The 24,834-nt window shown below is 68.4% G+C and carries 20 protein-coding genes and 2 tRNA genes; 14 read left to right on the forward strand and 8 right to left on the reverse strand.

Annotation, left to right across the window (positions count from 1 at the left end):
• Window position 1 precedes the first annotated feature (1 nt).
• Window positions 2-1,744, reverse strand: coding sequence for a DUF3556 domain-containing protein (locus tag HMPREF0591_RS14970; protein WP_007169430.1), 1,743 nt, complete (start codon window positions 1,742-1,744; stop codon window positions 2-4).
• Window positions 1,745-2,232: 488 nt separating this feature from the next.
• Between HMPREF0591_RS14970 and HMPREF0591_RS14975 the strand changes: the two genes are divergently transcribed.
• Together HMPREF0591_RS14975 and HMPREF0591_RS14980 are read left to right on the forward strand one after the other, a co-directional pair.
• Window positions 2,233-2,667, forward strand: coding sequence for a hypothetical protein (locus HMPREF0591_RS14975; protein ID WP_007169431.1), 435 nt, complete (start codon window positions 2,233-2,235; stop codon window positions 2,665-2,667).
• Between the two features lie 212 nt (window positions 2,668-2,879).
• Window positions 2,880-4,130 (forward strand): cytochrome P450, encoded by a 1,251-nt coding sequence (locus tag HMPREF0591_RS14980; protein WP_007169432.1) that lies wholly within the window; start codon window positions 2,880-2,882, stop codon window positions 4,128-4,130.
• Window positions 4,131-4,213: 83 nt separating this feature from the next.
• On the opposite strand, the gene HMPREF0591_RS14985 is transcribed toward HMPREF0591_RS14980, so the two are convergent.
• Together HMPREF0591_RS14985 and HMPREF0591_RS14990 are read right to left on the reverse strand one after the other, a co-directional pair.
• A tRNA-Lys gene (locus HMPREF0591_RS14985) sits at window positions 4,214-4,289 on the reverse strand.
• A 156-nt stretch (window positions 4,290-4,445) separates the two neighbouring features.
• Entirely contained in the window at window positions 4,446-5,684 is a 1,239-nt protein-coding gene (locus HMPREF0591_RS14990; protein WP_007169433.1) for a GNAT family N-acetyltransferase, read from the reverse strand.
• A 191-nt stretch (window positions 5,685-5,875) separates the two neighbouring features.
• Between HMPREF0591_RS14990 and HMPREF0591_RS14995 the strand changes: the two genes are divergently transcribed.
• From HMPREF0591_RS14995 to HMPREF0591_RS15005, 3 genes are all read left to right on the forward strand, one after another.
• Complete coding sequence (locus tag HMPREF0591_RS14995) at window positions 5,876-8,233, forward strand: MMPL family transporter (protein WP_007169434.1); 2,358 nt, start codon at window positions 5,876-5,878, stop codon at window positions 8,231-8,233.
• Between the two features lie 70 nt (window positions 8,234-8,303).
• A complete protein-coding gene (locus tag HMPREF0591_RS15000; RefSeq protein WP_007169435.1) occupies window positions 8,304-9,206 on the forward strand; it encodes a DMT family transporter in 903 nt (300 codons plus the stop codon).
• Between the two features lie 154 nt (window positions 9,207-9,360).
• On the forward strand, window positions 9,361-10,557 hold the full coding sequence (locus tag HMPREF0591_RS15005; protein WP_007169436.1) for a L,D-transpeptidase: 1,197 nt from the start codon (window positions 9,361-9,363) through the stop codon (window positions 10,555-10,557).
• 119 nt (window positions 10,558-10,676) lie between these two features.
• Here the strand turns inward: HMPREF0591_RS15005 and HMPREF0591_RS15010 are convergent.
• Both HMPREF0591_RS15010 and orn read right to left on the reverse strand, forming a co-directional pair.
• A tRNA-His gene (locus tag HMPREF0591_RS15010) sits at window positions 10,677-10,752 on the reverse strand.
• Window positions 10,753-10,798: 46 nt separating this feature from the next.
• On the reverse strand, window positions 10,799-11,446 hold the full coding sequence (gene orn / locus HMPREF0591_RS15015; protein ID WP_007169437.1) for an oligoribonuclease: 648 nt from the start codon (window positions 11,444-11,446) through the stop codon (window positions 10,799-10,801).
• Window positions 11,447-11,556: 110 nt separating this feature from the next.
• Between orn and HMPREF0591_RS15020 the strand changes: the two genes are divergently transcribed.
• Complete coding sequence (locus HMPREF0591_RS15020) at window positions 11,557-13,122, forward strand: helicase HerA-like domain-containing protein (protein ID WP_007169438.1); 1,566 nt, start codon at window positions 11,557-11,559, stop codon at window positions 13,120-13,122.
• 3 nt (window positions 13,123-13,125) lie between these two features.
• Here the strand turns inward: HMPREF0591_RS15020 and cmrA are convergent, their stop codons facing one another.
• Complete coding sequence (cmrA, locus tag HMPREF0591_RS15025) at window positions 13,126-13,932, reverse strand: mycolate reductase (RefSeq protein ID WP_040622882.1); 807 nt, start codon at window positions 13,930-13,932, stop codon at window positions 13,126-13,128.
• A 242-nt stretch (window positions 13,933-14,174) separates the two neighbouring features.
• Here cmrA and HMPREF0591_RS15030 point away from each other — a divergent pair, with 242 nt between their 5' ends.
• A complete protein-coding gene (locus tag HMPREF0591_RS15030) occupies window positions 14,175-15,512 on the forward strand; it encodes an MFS transporter (RefSeq protein WP_007169440.1) in 1,338 nt (445 codons plus the stop codon).
• Between the two features lie 4 nt (window positions 15,513-15,516).
• Here the strand turns inward: HMPREF0591_RS15030 and HMPREF0591_RS15035 are convergent, their stop codons facing one another.
• Both HMPREF0591_RS15035 and HMPREF0591_RS15040 read right to left on the reverse strand, forming a co-directional pair.
• A complete protein-coding gene (locus tag HMPREF0591_RS15035) occupies window positions 15,517-16,296 on the reverse strand; it encodes an MmpS family transport accessory protein (RefSeq protein ID WP_007169441.1) in 780 nt (259 codons plus the stop codon).
• A gap of 62 nt (window positions 16,297-16,358) precedes the next feature.
• Window positions 16,359-17,018 (reverse strand): SACE_7040 family transcriptional regulator, encoded by a 660-nt coding sequence (locus HMPREF0591_RS15040; protein ID WP_007169442.1) that lies wholly within the window; start codon window positions 17,016-17,018, stop codon window positions 16,359-16,361.
• A 192-nt stretch (window positions 17,019-17,210) separates the two neighbouring features.
• Here HMPREF0591_RS15040 and HMPREF0591_RS15045 point away from each other — a divergent pair, with 192 nt between their 5' ends.
• The 7 genes from HMPREF0591_RS15045 (at window position 17,211) to HMPREF0591_RS15075 (ending at window position 24,794) form a co-directional block, all read left to right on the forward strand.
• Complete coding sequence (locus tag HMPREF0591_RS15045) at window positions 17,211-17,954, forward strand: CoA transferase subunit A (protein ID WP_007169443.1); 744 nt, start codon at window positions 17,211-17,213, stop codon at window positions 17,952-17,954.
• Between the two features lie 73 nt (window positions 17,955-18,027).
• The gene (locus HMPREF0591_RS15050) at window positions 18,028-18,678 is read left to right on the forward strand and encodes a CoA transferase subunit B (protein ID WP_007169444.1); all 651 of its coding nucleotides are present in this window, start codon (window positions 18,028-18,030) and stop codon (window positions 18,676-18,678) included.
• Between the two features lie 11 nt (window positions 18,679-18,689).
• On the forward strand, window positions 18,690-20,261 hold the full coding sequence (locus HMPREF0591_RS15055) for a carboxyl transferase domain-containing protein (RefSeq protein ID WP_007169445.1): 1,572 nt from the start codon (window positions 18,690-18,692) through the stop codon (window positions 20,259-20,261).
• A 5-nt stretch (window positions 20,262-20,266) separates the two neighbouring features.
• Window positions 20,267-22,273: an acetyl/propionyl/methylcrotonyl-CoA carboxylase subunit alpha gene (locus HMPREF0591_RS15060; protein WP_040622884.1), complete on the forward strand. Its 2,007-nt coding sequence runs from the start codon at window positions 20,267-20,269 to the stop codon at window positions 22,271-22,273.
• Complete coding sequence (locus HMPREF0591_RS15065; protein ID WP_007169447.1) at window positions 22,270-23,433, forward strand: acyl-CoA dehydrogenase family protein; 1,164 nt, start codon at window positions 22,270-22,272, stop codon at window positions 23,431-23,433. The genes HMPREF0591_RS15060 and HMPREF0591_RS15065 overlap by 4 nt, the downstream gene beginning before the upstream one ends.
• 36 nt (window positions 23,434-23,469) lie before the next feature.
• Window positions 23,470-23,976, forward strand: a complete 507-nt coding sequence (locus HMPREF0591_RS15070; protein WP_007169448.1) for a MaoC family dehydratase — start codon at window positions 23,470-23,472, stop codon at window positions 23,974-23,976.
• Complete coding sequence (locus HMPREF0591_RS15075) at window positions 23,973-24,794, forward strand: HpcH/HpaI aldolase/citrate lyase family protein (RefSeq protein WP_007169449.1); 822 nt, start codon at window positions 23,973-23,975, stop codon at window positions 24,792-24,794. Before HMPREF0591_RS15070 ends, HMPREF0591_RS15075 begins: the two co-directional genes overlap by 4 nt.
• Window positions 24,795-24,834 lie beyond the last annotated feature (40 nt).

Genomic DNA, 24,834 nt, shown 5'->3' on the forward strand with positions numbered 1-24,834 from the left:
CTCAGGTCATGCCGGCGCCCGTGCCGCTCTGGACGTGCACCGGGATGTCGTCGGCCCACGGCTGCGACGTGACCATGTCGTCGACGTCGACGTAGCCGCGCTCGAATTCGCCGGTAGCCGCGTCGACCAACCGGTACTCCTGCCGCTGGATGTGGATGGGCTGGGCGTCCAAGATCACGACGCGCACCTCGCCGGGCTGGAAATCGCAGCGCTGCTGCAGCGCCTCGATGAGGCATTCGTTGTGCATGTGCCCGTCGCCGAAGTTCCAGCCGAGCACCATCGAGCACAGCACCTCGCCCTCGCAGAGGTTGTAGTCGTCCTCGTCGTAGCCGGCCAGCGCGCGATGCACCAGCGTGAACAGCGCGCGGCCGTGGGTGTTCATCCCGCGAAACGCCATGGCGAGGTGCAGCGGCACCAGCGTTTGCTCTTTGGAGCCGTAGAGCCGCTCGAGCTGCAGGTGTTGCATCGGCCCGAGCGCGCGGGAGCCGGTGCGGAACTTCTCGTCGACGGACGGCTTGACGCACCAGACCGTGGTGTCCCAGTTGCCCGCGTAGTAGCGCATGCCCGGCAGGAAGGACACCTTGCGTGGGTAGAGATTCCCGACGGCCACCACGCCGGCCATGACGGCGAACAGGATGGCGATCGGCCACGGGTTGGCCACATCGGACAAGCCGAGCCCCGCGTGCGCGACGAATAACGACAGCACCCCGAAGATCATGAACACGTTCCACTCCAACGGGACTCCCATCGGGAAGGCCAGCAGGATGTTGAGGTGGAAGACGACCATCACGAACGCGGCGATGGCCGTCGGCCAGCCGCCGTGGGAGAACAGCAGCGCCAGCGGCACCAGGCCTTCCACGGCGGTGGAGAAGTGTGCGATGAAACCCGCAAGCGCGCTCGGCCGCAGGTCGTCGGGATAGCGCTTGAACATGGACCGTTTGAGCGCACCCGACGGGATGAACGGGTTGTTCGCCAGCATCGTCGAGATCACGAACGGGAAGTGCCTGTTCAGCTTTGAGGTGGCGGCGCCGAGCCAGATCACCATGAAGACCACCTTGGCCCCGATGATGGAGTCGGCCCCGGTGAACAGAAAGACCAGCGCCAGCGGCGCGTAGACCTCGCCGCGAGCGGCCAGGAAAATGACTTTGTCACGCAGGCCCATGACGGCCAGCACCGCCAGGATCGTGACGGTGTGCCAGGGTGCCAGCACACCGATCTCGGTGTGGAGGGCCGGAATCGGCCCGCTGCCATCGGACACCAGCGCGATCGCGAGCAACACCAGCAGCGCGGCGTAGAGCGCCGCATCGATCGGGCTTCGGACGGTGCCCTGGGTCAGCGGCACCCGGTCGGGCCACGGCGGCAACCGGATGGTGCCGGGCCGCAGCCAGTACAGGACGGAGCCCATCGGGGGGAAGTAGCGCCCGGCCAGCGGTCCGAAGCAGCAACCCAGGCCGACGACTTCGAACAGCATCGTGTACAGAACGGCCTTCTCGAACACGATCGGTTCCGACCACCACCCGGCGACGCCGGTGAAGCGGCCGATGCCCGTGGTACACCAACCGAACACCCAGCCGCCGAGGACGTACAGCGCGATCTTCACGCCATACATCACATGCATCACCAGCGGCGTGCCGAACCCGTTCTCGGCGATGTGGCGCACCATCGGCACGATCCGTTCGGCGCGGTTCAACTTGCTCCATTCGGCCACGTCGACGACGGGCAGATTCGGCTGGATGAACCCCATTGCGGCTCCTTCGACGCAGCTCGTTCCAGGGGCGCCGGTGACGCCCGTGGCACCAATGGTGCCAGCAAAAAGTACCTGGAGGGACAGCTACCGCGGGCGGATACGACGGCATCAAGTTGTGGATTTCCCCTAGGCGGGCCGAGGCTCGGGCCGGACGCCGGCCCAAACAAGCTGCGGCGCAGTCCATGTCAACGGTATGGACGTATTTCGGGCGGTTCCGTCGGCGACGTCAATGCGGTCGAATCCGCAAGCGCGCGGACCGATTCCGGTCGCCCAGCGGGAACTATCGCGCCCGGGCTGGCGGACCTGGCAAAGGGCCCGGGCGCAGGGTGGCTATCAGCCCGCCGTCGCGGCCCGAGCGAGGGCCGGCCGCCGCCCCCCCAGATAGCGCGACACACTCCCAACTTTGATCGCTTTCACAGCTCACTGACGGCTAGCGCACAAGTATCTTCTTGTACAGTCCTGCCATTGTGGGCCGTGAGAGCGCTATGACTCCGCGGGAGTCGATCGTCGCTGTCGTCACCGCGCTCAGCCTGTTCATCGCCTTGATCGCGGGATCCTCTCTGCGCCCGCAATTCGCGGCAAACGCGCTCCCCGAGCCGGCGTCGTGGACCCACCAAACCCAAAATGTGCAGGCGCCCGGCGGCCTGGAGCGCCCCGACGCGGTGCAGGTCATCAGCCGTCCGGGCCACGAGCTCGAAGCGGGCTCGACAACCACGGACAAGAAGCCATTCCACAGCATGTGGATGACGCGCGACCGGCCAACCAGCTGGCCCTCGTTGTCGCCGCCATCTGACTGGTTTGCTTTGCCGACTTCATTTGCCCCGCAACATCTTCCAACAGGTCGCGCCCAGCGGGTAGTGGACCCCTTCGGTTGCGACGACCGAGACATCCTGACGGAGCTCTGCCTAATCCGCTGCTGAGAGGCCGGCGCCGGACATTCGTGCCCGCTTCACGGCCCGGAAGTCAACGCGCGCAACAGCCTGCCTTGCCACGGCGAAGGCGACCAAAGCGGCGACTCAGGCCTTTCGGTCGTTGCGACGCCCAGCGCACGCCATCCTCCCTCCCCTTCTCGAGGAACAGTCATGTTTGCATTCACCACCCGTCCCGGCCTCATATGTCAGGCGGTTCGGCGATGAATTCGCGCACCCAACAGGGCAATCCCAGTCACGCCCACGCGGGTGCGTCCGGCGCGACGGGGTCAGCGAAGTTCCATCTACCGCGCCTGGAGCATTCCACCCTGCCGCTGGCCGCCGATCGGGGCGTCGGATGGAAGGCGTTGCGGGACGCCGGGCCGGTCGTCTTCATGAACGGTGCCTACTACCTGACCCGTCGCGAGGACGTGCTGGCGGCGCTGTGCCAGCCCAACCTCTTCTCGGCGCATTTGGCGCTTCAGCCCCCGGGCAGCCCGGTGCCGGTGCTGCCGTCGGCGTTCGACCCTCCCGAGCACACCCGCTACCGCAAGATCCTGCAGCCGCACTTCAGCCCGCACGCCCTGAGCAAATCCCGGCCCGTGATGGAGCGCCACGCCGTCGACATGATCACCGACCTTGCCGGTCGGGGCGCATGCGAGGTGATGGCCGACTTCGCGCGCCTCTACCCCTACCAGGTCTTCATGGACCTCTACGGTCTGCCGCTGGAAGACCGCGACCGCGTGATCGCCTGGAAGGACGCCGCGGTGGACGGCGGGCCCGAGGGCAACGAGCTGCTGGGTTATTTCACCGACGCCATCGTGCAACGACGGCAGAACCCGGGCTCGGACATGCTGTCCGGAGTGATGACCGGGCCCGGGGACCTGACCGACCTCGAGCTCCTCGGGATGAGCCACCTGCTGGTGTTGTCCGGGCTGGACACCGTGGCCGCGGCGATCGGGTTCTCCCTGTTCGAGTTGGCGCGCAGGCCGCAGCTTCGCAGGGAACTGCGCGACGATCCGGAGCAGATCAGGGTCTTCATCGAAGAAATCGTCCGTCTCGAGCCGGCCGCCCCGCTGGCGGCGCGGGTCACCACGGACTTCGTCAAAGTGGGCGGCATGACGCTTCCACCGGGCACGCCGGTACGGCTGTGCACGGCCGCGATCAACCGCGACGGGAGCGATGAGATATCGACTGACGACCTGGTGATGGACGGAAAGGTGCACCGGCACTGGGGATTCGGCGGCGGACCGCACCGCTGCATAGGCTCGCACTTGGCGCGAATCGAACTGACGATGATCGTCGAAGAGTGGCTCAAGCAGATCCCCGACTTCGACCTGCCGCAAGGTTACGTCCCGGAGATCAAGTTTCCCTCGAAGAGCTTTGCGCTCAAGTCGTTGCCGCTGAGCTGGGCTCAACCGGCCGCCCCCGCGCCGAACGCGGCGGGCCGGCGTCCCGCGACGGGAGGGGGTTAGGGGGTTCGAGACCTGCCGGAGGGGCGCCGATGATGAACGTCGCCCCTGGTCAGGGACGATGTGGGCGCCAACGTTGACGTCTGTGGTGCGCCGTCAGGGTTTCGAACCCCGGACCCGCTGATTAAGAGTCAGCTGCTCTACCAACTGAGCTAACGGCGCTTTCGACGGCCGAGACCGCGTACGCGACAATAACAGGCGTCCTGCCGCGGAGTGAAATCCCGGAATCCCCTCCAGGATAGCGACCGGGCGGGACGACAGACCCGCCCCGCTCGCATCGGCGCTGCTGCTCACGAAATGGGCTGCAGCGCAGGGCACTCAGAACAGCGTCCCGCAGAACGGTGCCCGGTCGGTGGCGAAGGCGGCATCCAGGCCGCGCAGCGCACCCGGCCGCACTTCCGCGATCCGGCCCGCCCGCTGCAGCTCGGAGGCACCGTGCGCGCCCATGTAGATCGTGGCGAGGTCGGCCAGGCCGATCTCGACGTCGACCTGCCCGTCGTGCGGGGTGCATTTCCCCACGCCATCGCGGGCCTGCAGGAGGAACCGTCCGCCCGCGAGACCCAGCGGGTCGGTGACGTCCAGCGCGACCTCGATATCGGCGGCGTAGGAGCGGACACCGAGCACTTCGGGCACGTCGTTGATCCGCACCCAGAGGAAGTCGCTCACGCCGGTGGTCTCGGCGGCCCGCAGGTCGGTGAGCTTGAGCGGCAGGGGGTCGTCGACCGGCACGTCGATCTCGATGGTGTCGAACATTTCGAGGGCCAACAGCGTCTGCAGGAGCTCGGTGTGCGCCTCGTCCGTGATGGGGCAGAAGTCCTCAACCACCACGGTGCCCAGCGGTGGCCGGTAGCCGTGATCCGACTCCCCGACGACGCGGTAGGTCAGGAACCCCTCGGGGTGGATCGTGTAGTTGAGCGGGGTCCCGCTGCCGCGCTGGGTGGGGCGGTCTTCCAGATGGTCTGCCCACCAGGCGTCGTTGCGGGTCACCGCGCCAGCCGTTGTGGCGCACCACCGTTCGTAGATTTCGGGCAGACGCGGCCTGGCTTCGGCGGCGGTCACCTCACGCGCCCGTAACTCGCGCGGCGCGGACCGCAGCTTCGCGAAGCGCCGGTCAATGGAGTAACCGCGGAGGTAACTCGCCACACCCGCGCCGAAGCCGTCGTACATCGCGGTTTGGGTCGGCACCCCGAAGACGATCGGATAGCCGCGTTCGATGAGAATTCCCAGCCCCTTCGCGCTGAGCTGCCCCCACACACCCAATCCTTGATGCGTTGACGCGACCGCGATCATCGTCAGCCACGCGGCTCGCAGGCCGGCGGCACCCGGCACCGTCAACCGCGTGGGATAGATGATGGACGTTCCCACCAGGAAGGGCTCTTGCGGGTCGGATACGTCCTCGGCCACCAGGATGTCCTCGACGTCGACGCGGCGTTTCCAGGCTTCGATACCGCGTGGGTCGACCGGATCCCCGAAAGTGCGTGCCTGATTCAGGTAAACCGCCTGCAGCTCGTCGTCGGTGGGATGCCTCATGTTGATGGCGTTGTCCGTCGAGTTCATCGCCCATCCAATCCGCTTATAGCCCAGCCAAACCGGCGCTCCGCGCAACGAATGGCGTACTGAGGCGCCTCTTCGTCCGATACCCGAGTGGCAGATTGCCAAACGTCCTCGCCCGTCCGGCGGGATGTGGGTCGGGCGGCCCCGTGCGGGTATAGGGATACCGCCGGGGACTAGCCAGGGAGGGACCAAAGATGCTGCAAGCGCTCACCCGACTTGCCATCGCGGCGCCGCGGCGCATCATCGCGATCGCGGTTTTGTTGCTGGTCGGCGCCGCGGTGTTCGGGTTGCCGGTGATCAACGACCTTTCCGGCGGCGGGTTTCAGGATCCGACCTCGGAGTCGGCCCGGACCACCAGCGTGCTTCGCGACAAGTTCAACCAGACCGATCAGCAAATGATGATCGTCGTCACCGCCCCGGCCGGCGTCCAGAGCCAGCGAGCCCGCGACGTCGGAACCGACATCGTCGACCGCCTGAAAGCCTCGCCGTGGGTCTTGAATGTGTCCTCGGCGTGGACGTCGTCCCCGCAGGCCGCCGCCCAGCTGGTCAGCAAGGACCACAAGTCCGGGATGATCGTGGCCGGCCTGAAAGGCGGCGAGAACGACGCCCAGAAGTACGCCAGCACCCTCACCGACCAACTGGTGCACGACCGCGACGGTGTCACCGTGCGCGCCGGCGGCATGGCCGTGGCGTACGCCCAGATCAACGACCAGAACGAGCGCGACCTGCTGTTGATGGAGTCGATCGCGATCCCGCTGAGCTTCGCGGTCCTGGTGTGGGTGCTGGGCGGTGTGGTGGCGGCGGCGCTGCCGATCGTGCTGGGCACCCTCGCCATCGTCTGCACCATGTCGGTGTTGCGGCTGATCAGCTTCGCCACCGACGTGTCGACGTACGCGCTGGACCTGAGCATCGCGATGGGCCTCGCGCTTGCGATCGACTACAACCTGCTGATCATCAGCCGCTACCGCGAGGAGCTGGCACGCAGCGGTGACCGCGAGCGGGCGCTGATGCGCACCATGGCCACCGCCGGCCGGACGGTGCTGTTCTCCGCGACCACCGTGGGGCTGTCGATGGCGGTGATGGCCGTCTTCCCGATGTACTTCCTGAAATCGTCGGCCTACACCATCGTGGCCACCGCGGCCATCGTGGCGGTCGCCGCGGTGGTCATCACGCCGGCGGCGATCGCGCTGCTGGGCCCCCGGCTGGACGCGCTGGACGCCCGCCCGATCCTGCATCGGATCCTGCACGGGCAGCGGTCTTTTCGCGACCACGCGCACAAGCCGCTCGAGGAGCAGTTCTGGTACCGGTCGACCCGGTACGTGTTGCGTCACTCCCTGCCGGTCGGCCTGAGCGTCATCGCGTTGCTGCTGTTGCTCGGGGTCCCGTTCCTGGGGGTGAGGTGGGGCTTCCCCGACGAGCGGGTGCTGCCGCGGTCGGCGTCGGCGCGGCAAGTCGCCGACATGTTGGACACCGACTTCGCCAACGGGTTGGGAACGGGGGTGACCGTCGTCGTCCCGAATGCCCGCGGCGTCACCCCCGTCGACCTGGAGCGCTACGCGTCCAGCCTGTCGCGCGTGCCCGACGTGTCCGCCGTGACCGCGCCGACCGGAACGTTCGTCGCCGGGAATCGGGTGGGACCGCCGGCCGCGGCCACCGCCCTGGCCAACGGCGCCGCGTTCCTCAGCGTGGCCAGCACCGCGCCCTTGTATTCACACGCGTCGAATGTCCAGCTCGACCGACTGCACAAGGTTCCCGGACCGGCGGGGCGGTCGGTCGAAATGACCGGGCTGGCCCAAATCAACCGCGACAGCGTGAACGCGATCACCCAGCGGCTGCCCACGGTGCTTGTGCTGATCGCCCTCGTCACGTTCGCGTTGCTGTTCCTGCTCACCGGCAGTGCGGTGCTGCCGCTGCAGGCGCTGGTGTGCAACGTGCTGTCGCTGACGGCCGCATTCGGCGCGATGGTGTGGATCTTCCAGGACGGACACCTCAATGCGCTGGGAACCACGCCCAACGGGACGCTGAACGCCAACATCCCGGTGCTGTTGTTCTGCATCGCCTTCGGGCTGGCGATGGACTACGAGGTCTTCCTGGTATCCCGCATCCACGAGTACTGGCTGGCCTCGCAGGCCGTCGAGGAAACCCCGCTGACCGCCGCCGAGGCGCGCGCCGCCACCGACGAGAGCACCGCCCTGGGTATCGCCGGTATCGGCCGCGTGGTCACCACGGCGGCGCTGGTGATGTCGATTTCCTTCGCCGCGTTGATTCCGGCGCACGTGTCGTTCATGCGGATGCTCGGTCTCGGCCTGACGCTTGCGGTGCTGGCCGACGCTACCCTGGTCCGGATGGTTTTGGTTCCCGCCTTCATCCACTGGCTCGGCCGGTGGACCTGGTGGGCGCCGAAACCGTTGGAGCGGTTGCGGAATCGTTCCGTCACCGGTGAAAACGCGGCTGCGGCGGTGGGGCGGCGCCGCTGGGCGGATGATGCGCCGAAGGCGCTGCGGCCCATGATCAGGAGGTGGCCGACCAAAACGGCGACATACCGTGGCTAGCCGCCGGGTTGACCTGCCGTCCAACGGTATTCGCCTCGAATTCGGTGTCTGACATCGACGGAGAACGCTCATGCCCATGACGCATATCGCCATTGTGCTCGCACTCGGTTCCGCGCTCTGCGTCGCGATCGGCGACGTGCTGCAGCAACGGGCGGCGCACTGCATCGAGGACCGGTCGATCGGCAACGTCGAACTGATCGCCGGCCTGCTGCGCAATAAGCGGTGGTGGGCGGGCGCGCTGTTGCTCGCGGCGAGCATCGCGTTGCAGGCCGCCGCGTTGGGTCACGGCTCGGTGTTGCTGGTTCAGGCGCTGCTCATGTGCTCGCTGTTGTTCGCGTTGCCGATCAACGCCCGGTTGTTCCGTCGCAGGGTGACCGGGACCGAGTGGAGGTGGGCCGGCGTGCTCACCGCGGCGGTGGTCGTGGTCGTCGTCGTCGGCAATCCACAGGCCGGGCGCGCCTCCGCATCGCTTGGGACCTGGGCCGTGGTCGCCGTCGTGCTGGGGCCGGTGTTGATTGGCTGCGTGGCGGCGGGCCGGATCTGGGGCGGCGCGGCGGCCGCGGTGATGTTCGCCCTCGTTTCCGGTTCGCTGTGGGGGGCGTTCGCGGTGCTCGCCAAGGAGGTCGTCGCCCGGGTCGCGGACGGCGGGGGGGCGGTGATCCGAGCCCCGGAGCTGTATGCCGCCGTTGTGGTCGCGGTGGGAGGCGTGGTGTGGAGCCAGGCGGCGTTCCGGGCCGGGTCCCTCACCGCGTCGATGCCCACGCTGCAGGTAGCGCAGCCGGTCGTGGGGTCGGTGCTCGGGGTCCTCGTGCTGGACGAGACGTTGGACGCGGGCCGGGCCGGGATGGTCGCCCTGGCGGCGGCGGTCCTGGTGATGACGGCGGCCATCGTCAAGCTCGCGCGTGTCGAGGCCGCCACGACCCGCGATCGGGTCGAGGCCGAGCACCGCGCCAGGGTCGGCCAACCGGTCTGAATGCGCCGTTCGGTGGGCCCGCGGACGGAACGGCGTGACACCTGATCACGGTCCTGTCAAGGTCGGCGTCCGTGCACCACAAAACGCATTACAATGCTTGCACTGTTCTGGTCAGCGGTGACCAACTGCATCACGCTTCACGGAAGGTCACTCGATGACGCCTTTGCGCAGAAGACGGTCGTGGCTGGTTGCCGCGATCGCTTCGGTTGCTGTGTTGGGCGTCGGCTGCGGCGGCGGCCCCACCGCGGCACCGGCGAAGGTCATCGTCGACAAGGGCACCCCGTTCGCCGACCTGCTCGTCCCGAAGCTCACCGCATCGGTGACCGACGGCGCCGTCGGCGTCACCGTCGATGCACCGGTGACCGTCAGCGTCGCCGACGGCGTTCTGGCGTCCGTCAGCATGGTCAACGAGAACGGCAAGTCGATCGGCGGCCAACTCAGCCCCGACGGACTGCGCTGGTCGACCACCGAGCAACTCGGCTACAACAGGCGCTACACGCTGAGCGTCAAGGCGCTGGGCATGGGCGGCGCGGCGAGTCGGCAAATGACCTTTCAGACCAGCTCACCCGCCCACCTGACCATGCCTTATGTCGCCCCCGGCGACGGCGAGGTCGTCGGCATCGGTGAGCCGGTGGCCATCCGGTTCGACGAAAACATCGCGGACCGCGCCGCCGCGCAGAAGGCCATCAAGATCACCACCAACCCGCCCGTCGAAGGCGCGTTCTACTGGCTCAACAACCGCGAAGTGCGTTGGCGCCCAGAGCATTTCTGGAAGTCGGGGACGGCCATCGATGTGGCCGTCAACACCTACGGCGTCGACCTCGGTGACGGGATGTTCGGCGAGGACAACGTCAAGACGCACTTCACCATTGGCGACGAGGTCATTTCGACGGCCGACGACACCACCAAGACGGTGACCGTGCGCGTCAACGGTGAAGTGGTCAAGACGATGCCCACGTCGATGGGCAAGGACAGCACGCCGACGGACAACGGTTTCTACATCGTCGGCGGCCGCTTCAAGCACATCATCATGGATTCGTCGACCTACGGCGTTCCGGTCAACTCGCCCAACGGATATCGCACCGAAGTGGACTGGGCCACCCAGATGTCCTACAGCGGCGTCTTCGTGCACTCCGCGCCCTGGTCGGTCGGTGCCCAGGGGCACACCAACACCAGCCATGGGTGCCTGAACGTCAGCCCGAGCAACGCGGAGTGGTTCTACGACCACAGCAAGAGCGGCGACATCGTCGAGGTCATCAACACCGTGGGACCGACGCTGCCGGGCACCGAGGGGCTCGGCGACTGGAACATCCCCTGGGCGGAGTGGAAAGCGGGCAACGCCAACGCCTGACGCGCGGCCGGTCGGCCTGATGCCGCGCGCCCGTCGTCCCGTCGGTTGACGGGCGTAGTCGCGTTGCCTGGTCGTCACCGACCTGGGCGGTCGGGAAGCGGCGACGCCTTCCCGCCGATTGGGGTGGCTGACGGGACTCGAACCCGCGACACCCAGGATCACAACCTGGTGCTCTACCAACTGAACTACAGCCACCATCGCCGCCGGCCGGCCGGGAGGCCAACGAGCGGCGTCGTCGATACTAGCCGGTCGGTGGCTCGGGGACCGAATCGATTGGTCCGGGTGTGCCCGGTCCGCCGTCCAGGTCGGCGACGACGGCCTCGATCTCGCTGGTGGCGGGCCCCGGCGGGGGGACGAACGCGGTGCGGCGGTAAAACTGCAGCTCGCGGATCGATTCGTGGATGTCGGCCAACGCCCGGTGCGCGAGCCCCTTGACCGGCTGGCCGAAATAGATCCGCGGGTACCAGCGCCGGCAGAGCTCCTTGATCGAGCTCACATCGATCATCCGGTAGTGCAGGAACGAATCGAGCGCCGGCATGTCGCGGGCGATGAAAGCCCGATCGGTGGCGATGGAATTGCCCGCCAGCGGCGCCGTCTTGGGTTGCTTGACGTGCTGGCCGACGTAATCGAGCACCATGGCCTCGGCGGTCGCCAGGTCGACGGTGGACGCCCGTACCTCGTCGATCAGCCCTGAACGCGAATGCATTTCGGTGACCACGTCGATCATCGACGACAGCGCCGCGTCGTCGGCGTGGATCACCACGTCGACGCCGTCGCCGAGAATGTTCAAATCGGCGTCGGTGACCAGGGCCGCGATCTCGATCAACTTGTCCGTGCCGAGGTCCAGCCCGGTCATCTCGCAGTCGATCCACACCAACTCGTCTCGCACAGCGCTCAGACTAGGCCCACGTGGCGCGCACGCTGCCCGTCGCCCCCGAGTCGGCGGGAGAAGTAGGGTGAGCGTTGCCGGACCACTGGAGAACAGGGGGGCGCAGCACAATGAGCACCGAATCGGCCGAGACGCCCGCACGCCGGATCGCCGGTGGGTATGCCGTCGACGGGCGGGCACTCGAACTGGGCACGGTGGTCGTCGACGGCGCGGCAGATCCGACGGCACAGATTCGCATCCCGCTCGCCACCATCAACCGGCACGGGCTGGTGGCCGGTGCGACCGGAACCGGCAAAACCAAGACGCTGCAGCTGATCGCCGAACAACTCAGCGCGGCGGGCGTTCCGGTGATGATGGCCGACGTCAAGGGCGACCTGTCGGGCCTGGCCCGGCCGGGGGAAGCCGGCGACAAGACCGCCGCGCGGATCAAGGACACGGGCGACGACTGGGTGGCGACCGGATTCCCGGTCGAGTTCCTGTCGCTCGGCACCGGCGGAGTGGGCGTGCCGGTGCGCGCCACCGTCGCCAGCTTCGGCCCGGTTCTGCTGTCGAAGGTGTTGGGGCTCAACGCCACTCAGGAGTCGACGCTGGGGCTGATCTTCCACTGGGCCAAGGAGAATAGCCGTCCATTGGTGACGCTGGAGGATCTGCGCGGCGTCATCAGCCACCTGACGAGCGACGAGGGCAAGGCCGACCTCAAAGACCTGGGCGGGGTGTCCTCGACGACGGCGGGTGTGATTCTGCGGGCGCTGGTGAACCTGGGGGGCGAGGGCGGGGATACGTTCTTCGGCGAGCCGAAGCTCGACCCGAACGACCTGCTGCGCGTCGACGACCAGGGCCGCGGAATCGTTTCGCTGCTGGAGTTCAGCGGTCAGTCGTTGCGTCCCGTGATCTTCTCCACCTTCCTGATGTGGTTGCTGGCCGATCTGTTCGCGGTGCTGCCGGAGGTGGGCGACGTCGACAAGCCCAAGCTGGTCTTCTTTTTCGACGAGGCGCACCTCTTGTTCGCCGACGCATCCAAGGCCTTCCTCGAGCAGGTCGAACAGACCGTCAAGCTGATCCGCTCCAAGGGCGTCGGGGTGTTCTTCTGCACCCAGCTCCCCACCGACGTGCCCAACGACGTGCTCTCCCAGCTGGGCGCCCGGATTCAGCACGCGCTGCGGGCGTTCACCCCCGACGATCAGCAGGCGCTGAGCAAGACCGTCCGCACCTACCCGAAAACCGATGTGTACGACCTGGAGTCGGCGTTGACGTCGCTGGGGATCGGGGAGGCCGTGGTCACCGTGCTGTCCGAGAAGGGCGCCCCCACGCCCGTCGCCTGGACCCGCATGCGGGTGCCGCGCTCGCTGATGGCCTCGATCGGTGACGACGAGATCGCGAAGGCGGCGAAAGCCAGTCCGCTGCAGGGCAAGTACGGCCAAACCGTTCAGCGGCCGGTGCAGCCGCCGGCCGCCCGCGCCGGCGGACAAGCCGGTTCGCCGCCGCAGGCCCAGCCCGGCTACCCGCCGGTCCCCGCGAACGAGCCGGTGCCGCCGATGCCGGAGCCGGCGGAGCCGAAGGGTCCGGCGATGTGGGAAGAGCTGCTGAACAACCCCACCGTGAAAAGTGGAATCAACACGGCCATACGCGAAGCGGTGAAAGGCATTTTCGGTACCGGCCGGCGGCGCCGGAAGTAAGGGCTAACTGCCGCCGAGCTTCTTGTAGAAGCTGCCCACGATGGGCGCGACGATGGCGCGCGGCGCGTACCCGCTGGCCACCGACATCGCCTTCGACGTCAGGCCCGGAACCACCCGCATCTTGTTGCGCGCCAACGCATCCAGCGACACCTGGGCGGTGTGTTCGGTGGAGATCCAAAGGAAGTCCGGCACCAGCCGTTCGACCAGCGATCGCTCGGCGTCGTCGGGGAGGTCGGTGCGGACCGGGCCCGGCGCCAGCAGGGTGACGTGCACACCCGAGCCGCGCAGCTCGCCGCGCAGCGATTCGCTGAAGGTATTCGCGAACGCCTTGCTGGCCGCATAGGTCGCGTTGTAGGGGATCGGCGAATTGCCCGCGGCCGAACCGGAAATCAGGATGCCACCGGCCCCGCGCTCGACCATGCCCGGCAACACCGCCAACGTCAGGTCGTGCACGCCGAGCACATTCAGTTGGAGCTGGGCCTTCTCGCCGGCCGGGTCCAGGGTCGCCACGGGACCGAAGGTCGCGGTGCCCGCGTTGGCGCACAGGATCGAGATCGGGCGGGCGACCAGTTCGTCGCACAGTTTTGCCCGTTCGCCGGGGTCGGCGAGGTCGGCGGGCCGCACGTCGACCGCCACGCGGTACTTGTCGGTCAGGCGGGCGGCCAGCTGGTTGAGCAGGTCTTCGCGCCGGGCGGTGACGATCAGGCTGTGCCCGCGGGCGGCCAGTTCGGTGGCCAGAGCTTCACCGATGTTCTGCGAAGCCCCGGTCACGACGGCGCGCGCGTCCGGGCTGGGAGCGGGGATCGGCATGAGCCAATCGTAGACAGCCGGCGTGGCGAAGCCGGGCGCGGCGGGTCGGCTGCCGAACAAACTGCAGCGATCGCGAGCGCGGCGCAGCCGGGCGCGGCGGGTCGGCTGCCGAACAAACTGCAGCGATCGCGAGCGCGGCGCAGCCGGGCGCGGCGGGTCGGCTGCCGAACAAACTGCAGCGATCGCGAGCGCGGCGCAGCCGGGCGCGGCGGGTCGGCTGCCGAACAAATAGGCTGCCGGGCATGGGGCAGCCGTCGAGTTCACTCACGCCGGTGCCATCCCGGGTGGTGGCATGGGCGCTGTGGGACTGCGGCTCCACCGGCCTCAACGCGATCGTGGCGACCTTCGTCTTCGCCGTGTACCTGACGAGCAGCGTCGGGGTGGGCATCTCGGGCGGCACCACCCCGGCGAGTTGGTTGGGGCGCGCCGCGGCCATCGCCGGATTGACAGTCGCCCTGCTGGCGCCGGCCGTCGGCGTCTGGGTGGAGTCACCGCATCGCAGGCGGGTGGCCCTGAGCGTGCTGACCGCCTTGGCCGTCGCGTTGACGTGCGGGATGTTCTTCATCCACGACCGCCCCGGCTACCTGTGGGCGGGACTGGTGCTGATGGGCGCCACGGCGGCCTGCGGTGACCTGGCCAGCGTCCCGTATAACGCTATGCTGCGCCAACTTTCGACGCCCCAGACGGCCGGGCGGATTTCCGGTCTGGGCTGGGCGGCCGGCTACGTCGGCAGCGTGCTGCTCCTGCTCGTGGTCTATACCGGATTCATATCCGGCAAGGGCTCCGGGCCGGACGCGACGCGTGGATGGTTCCGGGCGCCCCTTCACGACGGCCTCTACGTCCGGGAGGCGATGCTGGTCGCGGCCGCGTGGCTGGCGATCTTCGCGCTGCCACTGCTGTTCGTCGCGCACCGGCTCCCCGACTCGGGCGAGGTGCACGCGCCGACCAGCATGCTCGGCGGGTATCGCAAGCTGTGGACGGAGGTCTCCGCCGAATGGCGGCGCGACCGCAACCTCGTCTACTTCCTGTTCGCCAGCGCGCTTTTCCGCGACGGGCTGGCGGCCATCTTCGCTTTCGGCGCCGTCCTCGGCGTCAACGTGTACGGCATCTCGCAGGGCGACGTGCTCATCTTCGGGGTGGTGGCCAGCGTGGTGGCGGCGGTGGGTGCGGTGCTGGGCGGCTTCGTCGATCACCGGGTCGGGTCCAAACCCGTCATCGTGGGCTCGCTGGCCGCCATCCTCGTGTTGGGGATCACCCTGATGCTGCTGTCCGGCTCGGTGGCCTTCTGGATCTGCGGTCTGCTGCTGTGCATGTTCATCGGGCCGTCGCAATCTTCCTCGCGGGCGCTGCTGCTGCAGATGGCCAAGCACGGCCGGGAAGGCGTCGCGTTCGGCCTGTACACGATGACCGGGCGGGCGGTGGCGTTCGTCGCGCCCTGGCTGTTCTCGGTTTTCGTCGACATCTTCGGCGCCGTGCGCGCCGGGCTGGGCGGTATCACGCTGGTGCTGCTCGCCGGGCTGCTGGCCATGCTGGCGGTCCGGGTCCCGGCGCGGGGCGCCCTGGCGGCCGAACCGTCGTAGGCGCCTAACCCCTCGCGTCGCAGATCGTCAGGCCCACGCCGACGCGCTTGGTCATCTGAACGCCGTCGACGGTGACCGAGCAGGTGACGTTGTGACCGATGTTGACGATGGTGACATTGGCCGGGTGGGTGGCCGATTTGGACAGGCTGACCTCTTTGCTCCAGGGCAGCGCGACGTTGAATTCGGTTTGGATCAGACCGCCGGTGTCGATGTACATGATGCTGATCGCGCGGCCTTCGCCGGCCACGCTGTAGACGATGTCCTGCATCGCGGCCGGGCCGGTCGACTCGGTGGGCGTCGGTGAGCCGCCCGTCGGCGGCACCGGCGCCGGGATGCGCGGCGGTGACGTGCGTGTCGACGGGGTCGGCATGGTCGGGGTGGTCTCGGGCATGGCGGGCAACGGCGGGACGGCGGTCTGCGTCTTGATCGCGTCGTTCACCAGTACCAGAGCGACGACCAACGCCACCACCAGCAAGACGGCGGCGCCGGCGACGATCCACAGCCAGCGCGGCGGCGGCTTCGGGCCGCGCGGCGGCGGGGCCGCTTGGGGATGCAGCTGGCCCGACGCTGGAAGCTCGTGCTGCCAGTACGCCGGCAGCTCCTTGGTCGTGTTGGCGTCGGTCATGCCGGGCGCCCACGGCGGCGGCTGGCTCCCGTAGGTAGGCGCGTACGCCGCCTGATCCGCGTACGCCGGGTCGGCCGGCGGGTACCACGAACCCTGCGGCCCCGAGCCCGGCAACGGGGGACTGAACCGGTCGGTGGGACGTGAATCGTTCATGTCCACCTCATGGGTTGCAGAGTACCTGCGTCGGAGGCCCGAACGGCGAATCACCTCAGGGCGGCGGCTCAGGGGCACTCGTTGCCGGCTGCGAGCGCGGCGACCGTCATCGCCCGCATGACGGCGCGCGATCGTGCGGCGCGGGCGGACTTGCTGCGCGACGTGTCGGGGGATTTCATGCTGTACGGCGTCGAATTGAGCAGGCCGAACACCGCGTGGGCGGTCAGCCGGGCGTCGGCCTCGGCCAGGTCGGGGTTGAGCTCGCGCAGCACCCCGACCCACACCTCGACGTATTGGCGTTGCGCCTTGCGCACCTGCTTCTCGGCCGCCTCGGGCAGGTGCGCGAGGTCACGATCCTGGATGCGGATCAGGTCCGGTTCGCCGAGCGCGAAGTCCAGGTGAAAATCGATCAGGCCGTCCAGCGCGGCGGCCGCGTCGTCGGAGCTGTGCGCCCGCACGTCGCGGGCGCCGGCCAGCAGGCGGGCGCTGATGCCGACGAGCAATTCGACCAACAGCGATTCTTTGTTGGGGAAGTGCCGGTAGATCGCCGGACCGCTGACACCGGCGGCGGCGCCGATGTCTTCCAGGCGCACGGCGAGAAAGCCGCGCTCGGCGAACAGCCGCTCGGCGGCCGACAGCAGCTGCAGGCGCCGGTCGGACTTCAACTGGCTGCGGCGATTTGGGGTGTCGGCGGGGCCGGGCCGGCCGTCGGAGGTGGACGTTGTCATGACGAACCCCCGTCCGGTTGGTTAATCGCCACTAACTTAGCATGAGTTAGTCGCAGTTAACTTGCTCGACGGAGGCCCACGGCCGGGTGTCGTCGTCCCTGGACCGGCGGGATCGACGATGGTATCCTCGCCCTGAGTTAATGAGCATTAACTCAAAACGCCCCGCCCGACGGCAAGGAGGCTGCTGCGGCGATGGACAAGGTGGTGGCGACGGCCGCCGAGGCGATTGCCGACATAACCGACGGGTCATCCCTGGCGGTCGGGGGTTTCGGGTTCTGCGGCATCCCCGAGGCGTTGATCGCCGCACTCGTGAACACCGGGGTCCGTGACTTGGAAACCGTCTCCAACAATTGCGGGGGGAACGGTGTCGGGCTGGTTCACCTCCTGGAACACAAGCGAATTCGCCGCGCCGTCGCCTCCTACGTTGGCGACAACAAGGAATTCGCCCGCCAGTTTCTCGCCGGTGAGCTCGAAGTCGAGCTCACGCCGCAGGGCACTTTGGCGGAGCGGCTGCGCGCCGGCGGGATGGGGATCCCGGCGTTCTACACCCCGGCGGGGGTCGGGACCGCCGTCGCCAACGGTGGGCTCCCGTGGCGCTACGACGCCTCGGGCGCGGTGGCCGTCGTGTCACCGCCGAAGGAGACCCGTGATTTCGACGGCGTCACCTACGTGCTGGAACGGGCGATCCGCACGGACTTCGCGCTCGTGCACGCGTGGAAGGGCGACCGGCATGGCAACCTCGTCTATCGCCGGGCCGCCGCCAACTTCAACCCGGACTGCGCGCAAGCCGGCCGGGTCACCATCGCCGAGGTGGAGCACCTCGTCGAGCCGGGCGAGATCGACCCCGCCGCGGTGCACACCCCGGGCGTCTTCGTGCAACGGGTCGTGCATGCGCCCGACCCGGTCAAGCCCATCGAGAAGGTGACGGTCAGCTGATGCGCGCCACGACGATGCGAAACGAAGTGATGAGGTGGGGGCCCCACCCGCTTGCGGGGGAGAGTTGCGCCTGATGGCGTGGAGCAGAGACGGTTTGGCCGCCCGGGTCGCCGCCGAGTTCGAGGACGGCCAGTACGTCAACCTCGGCATCGGGATGCCCACGCTCGTCCCCAACCACATCCCGGCCGGCGTCACCGTGGTCGTGCATTCGGAGAACGGAATCCTGGGCGTGGGACCGTATCCCCGGCCCGGGGGGGTCGACGCCGATCTGATCAACGCGGGCAAGGAGACGGTCACCACGATGCCGGGGGCGGCCTTCTTCAGCTCCTCGACCTCCTTCGGGATCATCCGTGGCGGACACCTCGACGTCGCCGTGTTGGGGGCGATGCAGGTCTCGGCCGCCGGCGACCTCGCCAACTGGGTGATTCCCGGCAAGCTGGTGAAGGGCATGGGCGGTGCGATGGACCTGGTCCACGGCGCCCGCAAGGTGATCGCAATGATGGAACACACCGCGCGCGATGGCAGCCCGAAAATCGTTGCGCAATGCTCGCTTCCGCTCACCGGCGCGGGGTGTGTCGACCGCATCATCACCGACCTGGCCGTCATCGACGTTCACGACGATGGTTTGCACTTGGTCGAGACCGCCCCCGGCGTCTCGGTCGACGAGGTTCGCGACAAGACCGAACCGCCGCTTGCGCCGGCGACAACCGGGAGGCATTCGTGAATTCATCCCTGATGACCGCGCCGTCGTTCGCCGACGAGCACCGCCGGCTGGTAGCCGAGTTGAACGCCAAGCTGGCCGCCGCGGCGCTGGGCGGCAACGAACGCGCGCGCGAACGCCACGTCAGCCGCGGCAAGCTGCTGCCGCGCGAGCGGGTGGATCGGCTGCTCGACCCCGGCAGTCCGTTCCTGGAGCTCGCCCCGCTGGCCGCCAACGGCATGTACGACGACGAGTCCCCGGGGGCCGGGATCATCACCGGGATCGGCCGGGTGTCCGGGCGCGAGTGCGTGGTCGTCGCCAACGACGCCACCGTCAAGGGCGGCACCTACTACCCGATGACCGTCAAGAAGCACCTGCGCGCACAGGAAGTCGCCCTGCAGAATCGCCTGCCCTGCATCTATCTGGTGGACTCCGGCGGCGCCTTCCTGCCGCGTCAGGACGAGGTGTTTCCCGACCGCGAGCATTTCGGCCGGATTTTCTACAACCAGGCGACCATGAGCGCCAGGGAGATTCCTCAGGTGGCCGCCGTTCTCGGTTCCTGCACGGCGGGCGGCGCCTACGTGCCGGCCATGAGCGACGAGGCCGTCATCGTGCGCGAGCAGGGCACGATCTTCCTCGGCGGCCCGCCGCTGGTGAAGGCGGCCACCGGCGAGATCGTCACGGCCGAGGACCTCGGCGGCGGTGACCTGCACTCCAAGGTCTCCGGTGTCACCGACCACCTCGCCGACGACGACGAGCACGCGCTGCGCATCGTGCGCGCCATCGCGGCCACCTTCGGCCCGCGCGAGCCCAGCCAGTGGGACGTGTTGCCCACGGTCGAGCCCAACCACCCGCAGAGCGAGCTCTACGATGTGGTGCCGCCCGATCCGCGGGTACCCTACGACGTGCACGACGTCGTCGTGCGCTTGGTCGACGGCGGCGAATTCAGCGAGTTCAAGGCCAATTACGGCAAGACGCTGGTGACCGCCTTCGCCCGCATCCACGGCCACCCGGTCGGGATCGTCGCCAACAACGGCGTCCTGTTCAGCGAATCCGCTTTGAAGGGCGCCCATTTCATCGAGCTCTGCGACAAGCGCAAGATTCCGCTGCTGTTTCTGCAGAACATCGCCGGGTTCATGGTCGGTCGCGATTACGAGGCCGGCGGCATCGCCAAGCATGGCGCCAAGATGGTGACCGCCGTGGCCTGTGCCCGGGTGCCCAAGCTGACGGTGGTGATCGGCGGATCCTATGGGGCCGGCAACTATTCGATGTGCGGGCGGGCGTACTCGCCGCGCTTCCTGTGGATGTGGCCGAATGCGCGGATCTCGGTCATGGGCGGCGAGCAGGCGGCCTCGGTGCTGGCCACGGTGCGCGGCGAGCAGCTCGCCGCGGCCGGCAAACCGTGGCCGCCCGACGAAGAGGAGGCGTTCAAGGCGCCCATCCGCGCGCAATACGAGGACCAGGGCAACCCGTACTATTCGACCGCGCGGCTGTGGGACGACGGCATCATCGATCCGGCCGACACCAGAACGGTTGTCGGGCTGGCCCTTTCGGTGTGTGCCCACGCCCCGCTGGAATCGGTCTCCTACGGCGTCTTCCGGATGTGATGACCATGTTCGAGACCGTATTGGTGGCCAACCGCGGCGAGATCGCGGTCCGGGTGATGCGCACCCTGCGCAGGCTGCGCATCCGGTCGGTCGCGGTGTACAGCGACCCCGACGCCAACGCCCATCACGTCCTGGAGGCAGACACCGCCGTGCGCCTCGGCCCCGCCGCGGCCCGCGAGAGCTACCTGGACATCGGCAAAGTACTCGATGCGGCGGCCCGCACCGGAGCCCAGGCGATCCATCCGGGCTACGGATTCCTCTCCGAGAACGCCGAATTCGCCGCGGCCTGCGAGCGCGCCGGCGTGGCGTTCCTGGGCCCGTCGGCGCGGGCGATCCAGGTGATGGGAGACAAGATCACCGCCAAGAACGCCGTCGCCGCCTTCGACGTGCCGGTGGTGCCCGGGGTGGCCAAGCCGGGACTGAGCGACGACGAACTGGTTGCGGCCGCCGACGAGGTCGGATATCCGGTGTTGATCAAGCCGTCCGCGGGTGGCGGCGGCAAGGGCATGCGCCTGGTGGATGACCCGAGCCGGCTGCGCGACGCCCTGCTGAGCGCCCGGCGCGAGGCCGCCTCGTCGTTCGGCGACGACACCCTGTTCCTCGAACGGTTCGTGTTGCGTCCCAGGCACATCGAAGTGCAAGTGCTCGCCGACACCCACGGCAACGTGGTGCATCTCGGCGAGCGCGAGTGCAGCCTGCAGCGGCGGCACCAGAAGGTGATCGAGGAGGCGCCCTCGCCGTTGCTCGACCCGCAGACGCGCGCCCGCATCGGTGCGGCCGCGTGCAACACCGCCCGCAGCGTCGATTACGTCGGCGCGGGCACGGTGGAGTTCATCGTCTCCGCGGACCGGCCGGACGAATTCTTCTTCATGGAGATGAACACGCGGTTACAGGTGGAACATCCGGTCACCGAGGCGGTCACCGGCCTGGACCTGGTGGAGTGGCAGCTCCGCGTGGCCGCCGGAGAGAAACTGGGCTTCGCGCAGGACGACGTGGAACTGCACGGCCACGCGATCGAGGCGCGGGTGTACGCCGAGGACCCCGCGCGCGGATTCCTGCCCACCGGCGGCCTCGTCCTGCGGGTGGCCGAACCCGCCGGCGCCGGTGTGCGGGTCGACTCGTCGCTGCTGGCGGGCACGCTGGTCGGCAGCGATTACGACCCGATGTTGAGCAAGGTGATCGCGCACGGCGAGGACCGCGCCGAGGCGCTGGCGAAACTCGACGAAGCGCTGGCACACACCGCAATACTCGGCGTGCAGAACAACATCGAATTCCTCCGGTTCCTGCTGGCCGACGAGCGAGTGCAAGCCGGTGACCTCGACACGGCGCTCCTCGACGAGCGGGTGGCGGACTTCGCGCCGCTGCCCGCGCCCGACGACGTGCTCGCCGCCGGGGGCCTCTACCGCCAATGGGCCCTGGGCCGCCGGGCCGCGGGCAACCCCTGGGCGGTGCCCACCGGATGGCGGGTCGGGGGGGCGCCCGCACCGGTGCGAACCGAGATGCAGACCCCCCTGCGCAGCGAGACCGTATCGGTGTGGGGACCGCCGGACGCCGCCCGCGTACAGGTCGGCACGGGCGAGATCCAGACCGCGAGTGTGCAAGTCGACGGTGCCCGCATGGATGCCACGCTGGACGGGGTGCGCCGCGAATACCTATGGGCGGAAGCCGACCGCCACCTGTGGATCGCCGACGACCGGGGAGCCTGGCACCTGCGCGAGGCCGAGGAGCACAAGATCCAGCGCGCGGCCGGCGCTCAGCAGGCCGAGATCCTCAGCCCCATGCCCGGCAGCGTGATCGCCGTCCAGGCCGCCGCCGGCGCCGAGGTATCCGAGGGTGACGTGGTCGTGGTCGTGGAGGCGATGAAGATGGAACATTCGCTCTCCGCACCGATTTCGGGACGAGTGGAGCTCTTGGTGTCCGTCGGCGATCAGGTCACGGTCGACCAGGTGCTGGCCCGGCTGGTGCCCGAAGAGCCTGACGCAGAAGCAGATTCGAGTAAGGACGAGACATGACGACATCCATCACCGCGGGAACGCTACCCAAGGAATACCAGGACCTCCGCGACACGGTGGCCGAGTTCGCGCGCACCGTGGTCGCGCCGGTATCGGCCAAACACGACGAAGAACACAGCTTCCCGTACGAAGTCGTCGCCAAGATGGGCGAGATGGGGCTGTTCGGCCTGCCGTTCCCGGAGGAGCACGGCGGCATGGGCGGCGACTACTTCGCGCTGTCCCTGGCGCTCGAGGAACTCGGCAAGGTCGACCAGTCGGTGGCGATCACGCTGGAGGCCGGCGTCAGCCTGGGCGCCATGCCGATCTACCGCTTCGGTTCCGAGGAACAGAAAGCCAAGTGGCTGCCCGACCTGACCGCCGGCCGGGCCCTGGCCGGTTTCGGGCTCACCGAGCCGGGCGCCGGGTCCGACGCGGGCGCCACCCGGACCACGGCCCGGCTCGACAACGGCGAGTGGGTGATCAACGGCAGCAAGCAGTTCATCACCAACTCCGGCACCGACATCACGAAGCTGGTCACCGTCACCGCGGTCACCGGCACGGTCGGCGACAAGAAGGAGATCTCGACGATCATCGTGCCCAACGGCACACCGGGATTCACCGTCGAGCCGGTCTACAGCAAGGTCGGCTGGAACGCCTCGGACACCCACCCGCTGAGCTTCGCCGACGCCCGCGTCCCGGAGGAGCACCTGCTGGGGCCCCGCGGCACCGGCTATGCGAACTTCCTGTCGATCCTCGACGAGGGCCGCATCGCGATCGCCGCGCTGGCGACCGGCGCCGCGCAGGGCTGCGTCGACGAGAGCGTCAAGTACGCGAAGGAACGGCAGTCGTTCGGTCAGCCGATCGGCTCCTACCAGGCGATCAGCTTCAAGATCGCGCGGATGGAGGCGCGCGCACACGTCGCGCGCACCGCCTACTACGATGCGGCCGCAAAGATGTTGGCCGACAAGCCGTTCAAGAAGGAGGCCGCCATCGCGAAGATGATCGCGTCGGAAGCGGCCATGGACAACGCGCGTGACGCCACCCAGATCCACGGCGGGTACGGCTTCATGAACGAGTACCCTGTGGCCCGGCACTACCGCGACAGCAAGATCCTGGAGATCGGTGAGGGGACCACCGAGGTCCAGCTGATGCTCATCGCGCGATCACTGGGGCTGTCATGAGCCGCGCCGCGACAACGCAGAGTGAATCGATGAGGAGTGGCGCCCGTGGCTGAAGACAAATCGGTTGTCCAGCGCGGCCTGTGGTTCGAGGAGTTCGAGATCGGCACGACCTATCTGCACCGGCCGGGCCGCACCATCACCGAGGCCGACAACGTCTTGTTCACCACGCTGACGATGAACACCCAGTCGCTGCACCTGGACGCGGCGTGGGCCGCCGAACAGCCGGGCTTTCGGGGTGAGCGGTTGGTCAACTCGATGTTCACCCTGTCCACGCTGGTCGGGCTATCGGTCTCGCAGCTGACGCTGGGCACCATCGTCGCCAACCTGGGCTTCTCCGAGGTCTCGTTCCCCAAGCCGGTGTTCCACGGCGACACCCTCTACGCGGAGACGGTGTGCACCGCCAAGCGCGAGTCGAAGAGCAGGCCGGGCGAAGGGATCGTCACCCTCGGGCACACCGGCCGCAACCAGCACGGCGAGATCGTGGCCCGGGCCGTGCGCACGACTCTGGTCCAGAAGCGCCCCAGCGACCAGGAGGCCAAGTGAACTTGCACACCGCCGGCCCGGGTTGGTTGTTCTGCCCGGCCGACCGTCCCGAGCGTTTCGCGAAGGCCGCCGCCGCGGCAGACGTGGTGATCCTCGACCTCGAGGACGGCGTGGCCGAAGCCGACAAGCCCGCGGCGCGCAAGGCGTTACGGGAAACCCCGCTGGATCCCGCGCGCACCGTGGTGCGCGTGAACGCGGCCGATACCGAGGAGCACGGCCGCGACCTGGATGCCCTGGCCGACACGGCCTACACCACGGTGATGCTGTCCAAGACCGAATCGGCCGCCCAGGTGTCCGCGCTGGCGCCGCGCGACGTCATCGCGCTGATCGAGACGCCCCGCGGCGCCGTCTTCGCCACCGAGATCGCCGCCGCCGACGGGACCGTCGCGATGATGTGGGGCGCCGAGGACCTGGTCGCCAGCCTCGGCGGTAGCTCCAGCCGCCTGGCCGACGGCACCTACCGCGACGTCGCCCGCCATGTGCGCTCGACGGTGCTGCTGGCGGCGTCCACGTTCGGCCGGATCGCGCTCGACGCGGTGCATCTGGACATCCGCGACATCGAAGGTCTGCGGGCGGAAGCCTACGACGCGATCGCGGTGGGTTTCCACGGGACCGTCTGCATCCACCCCACCCAGATCCCCGTCGTGCGCGACGCCTACCGCCCCAGCGACGAGAAAGTCGACTGGGCGCGAAGGGTATTGGCCGCCGCCCGCACGGAGCGCGGCGTTTTCGCGTTCGAGGGACAGATGGTGGATTCCCCGGTCCTCAAGCACGCGGAGATGCTGGTGCGCAGGGCGGGGCAGTCCGCGGACGGATGACATCCGCGGAAGCGATATCACCCGCGATATCGAAATCGGG

The sequence above is a fragment of the Mycobacterium parascrofulaceum ATCC BAA-614 genome (genome assembly GCF_000164135.1).
Lineage (GTDB): Bacteria > Actinomycetota > Actinomycetes > Mycobacteriales > Mycobacteriaceae > Mycobacterium > Mycobacterium parascrofulaceum.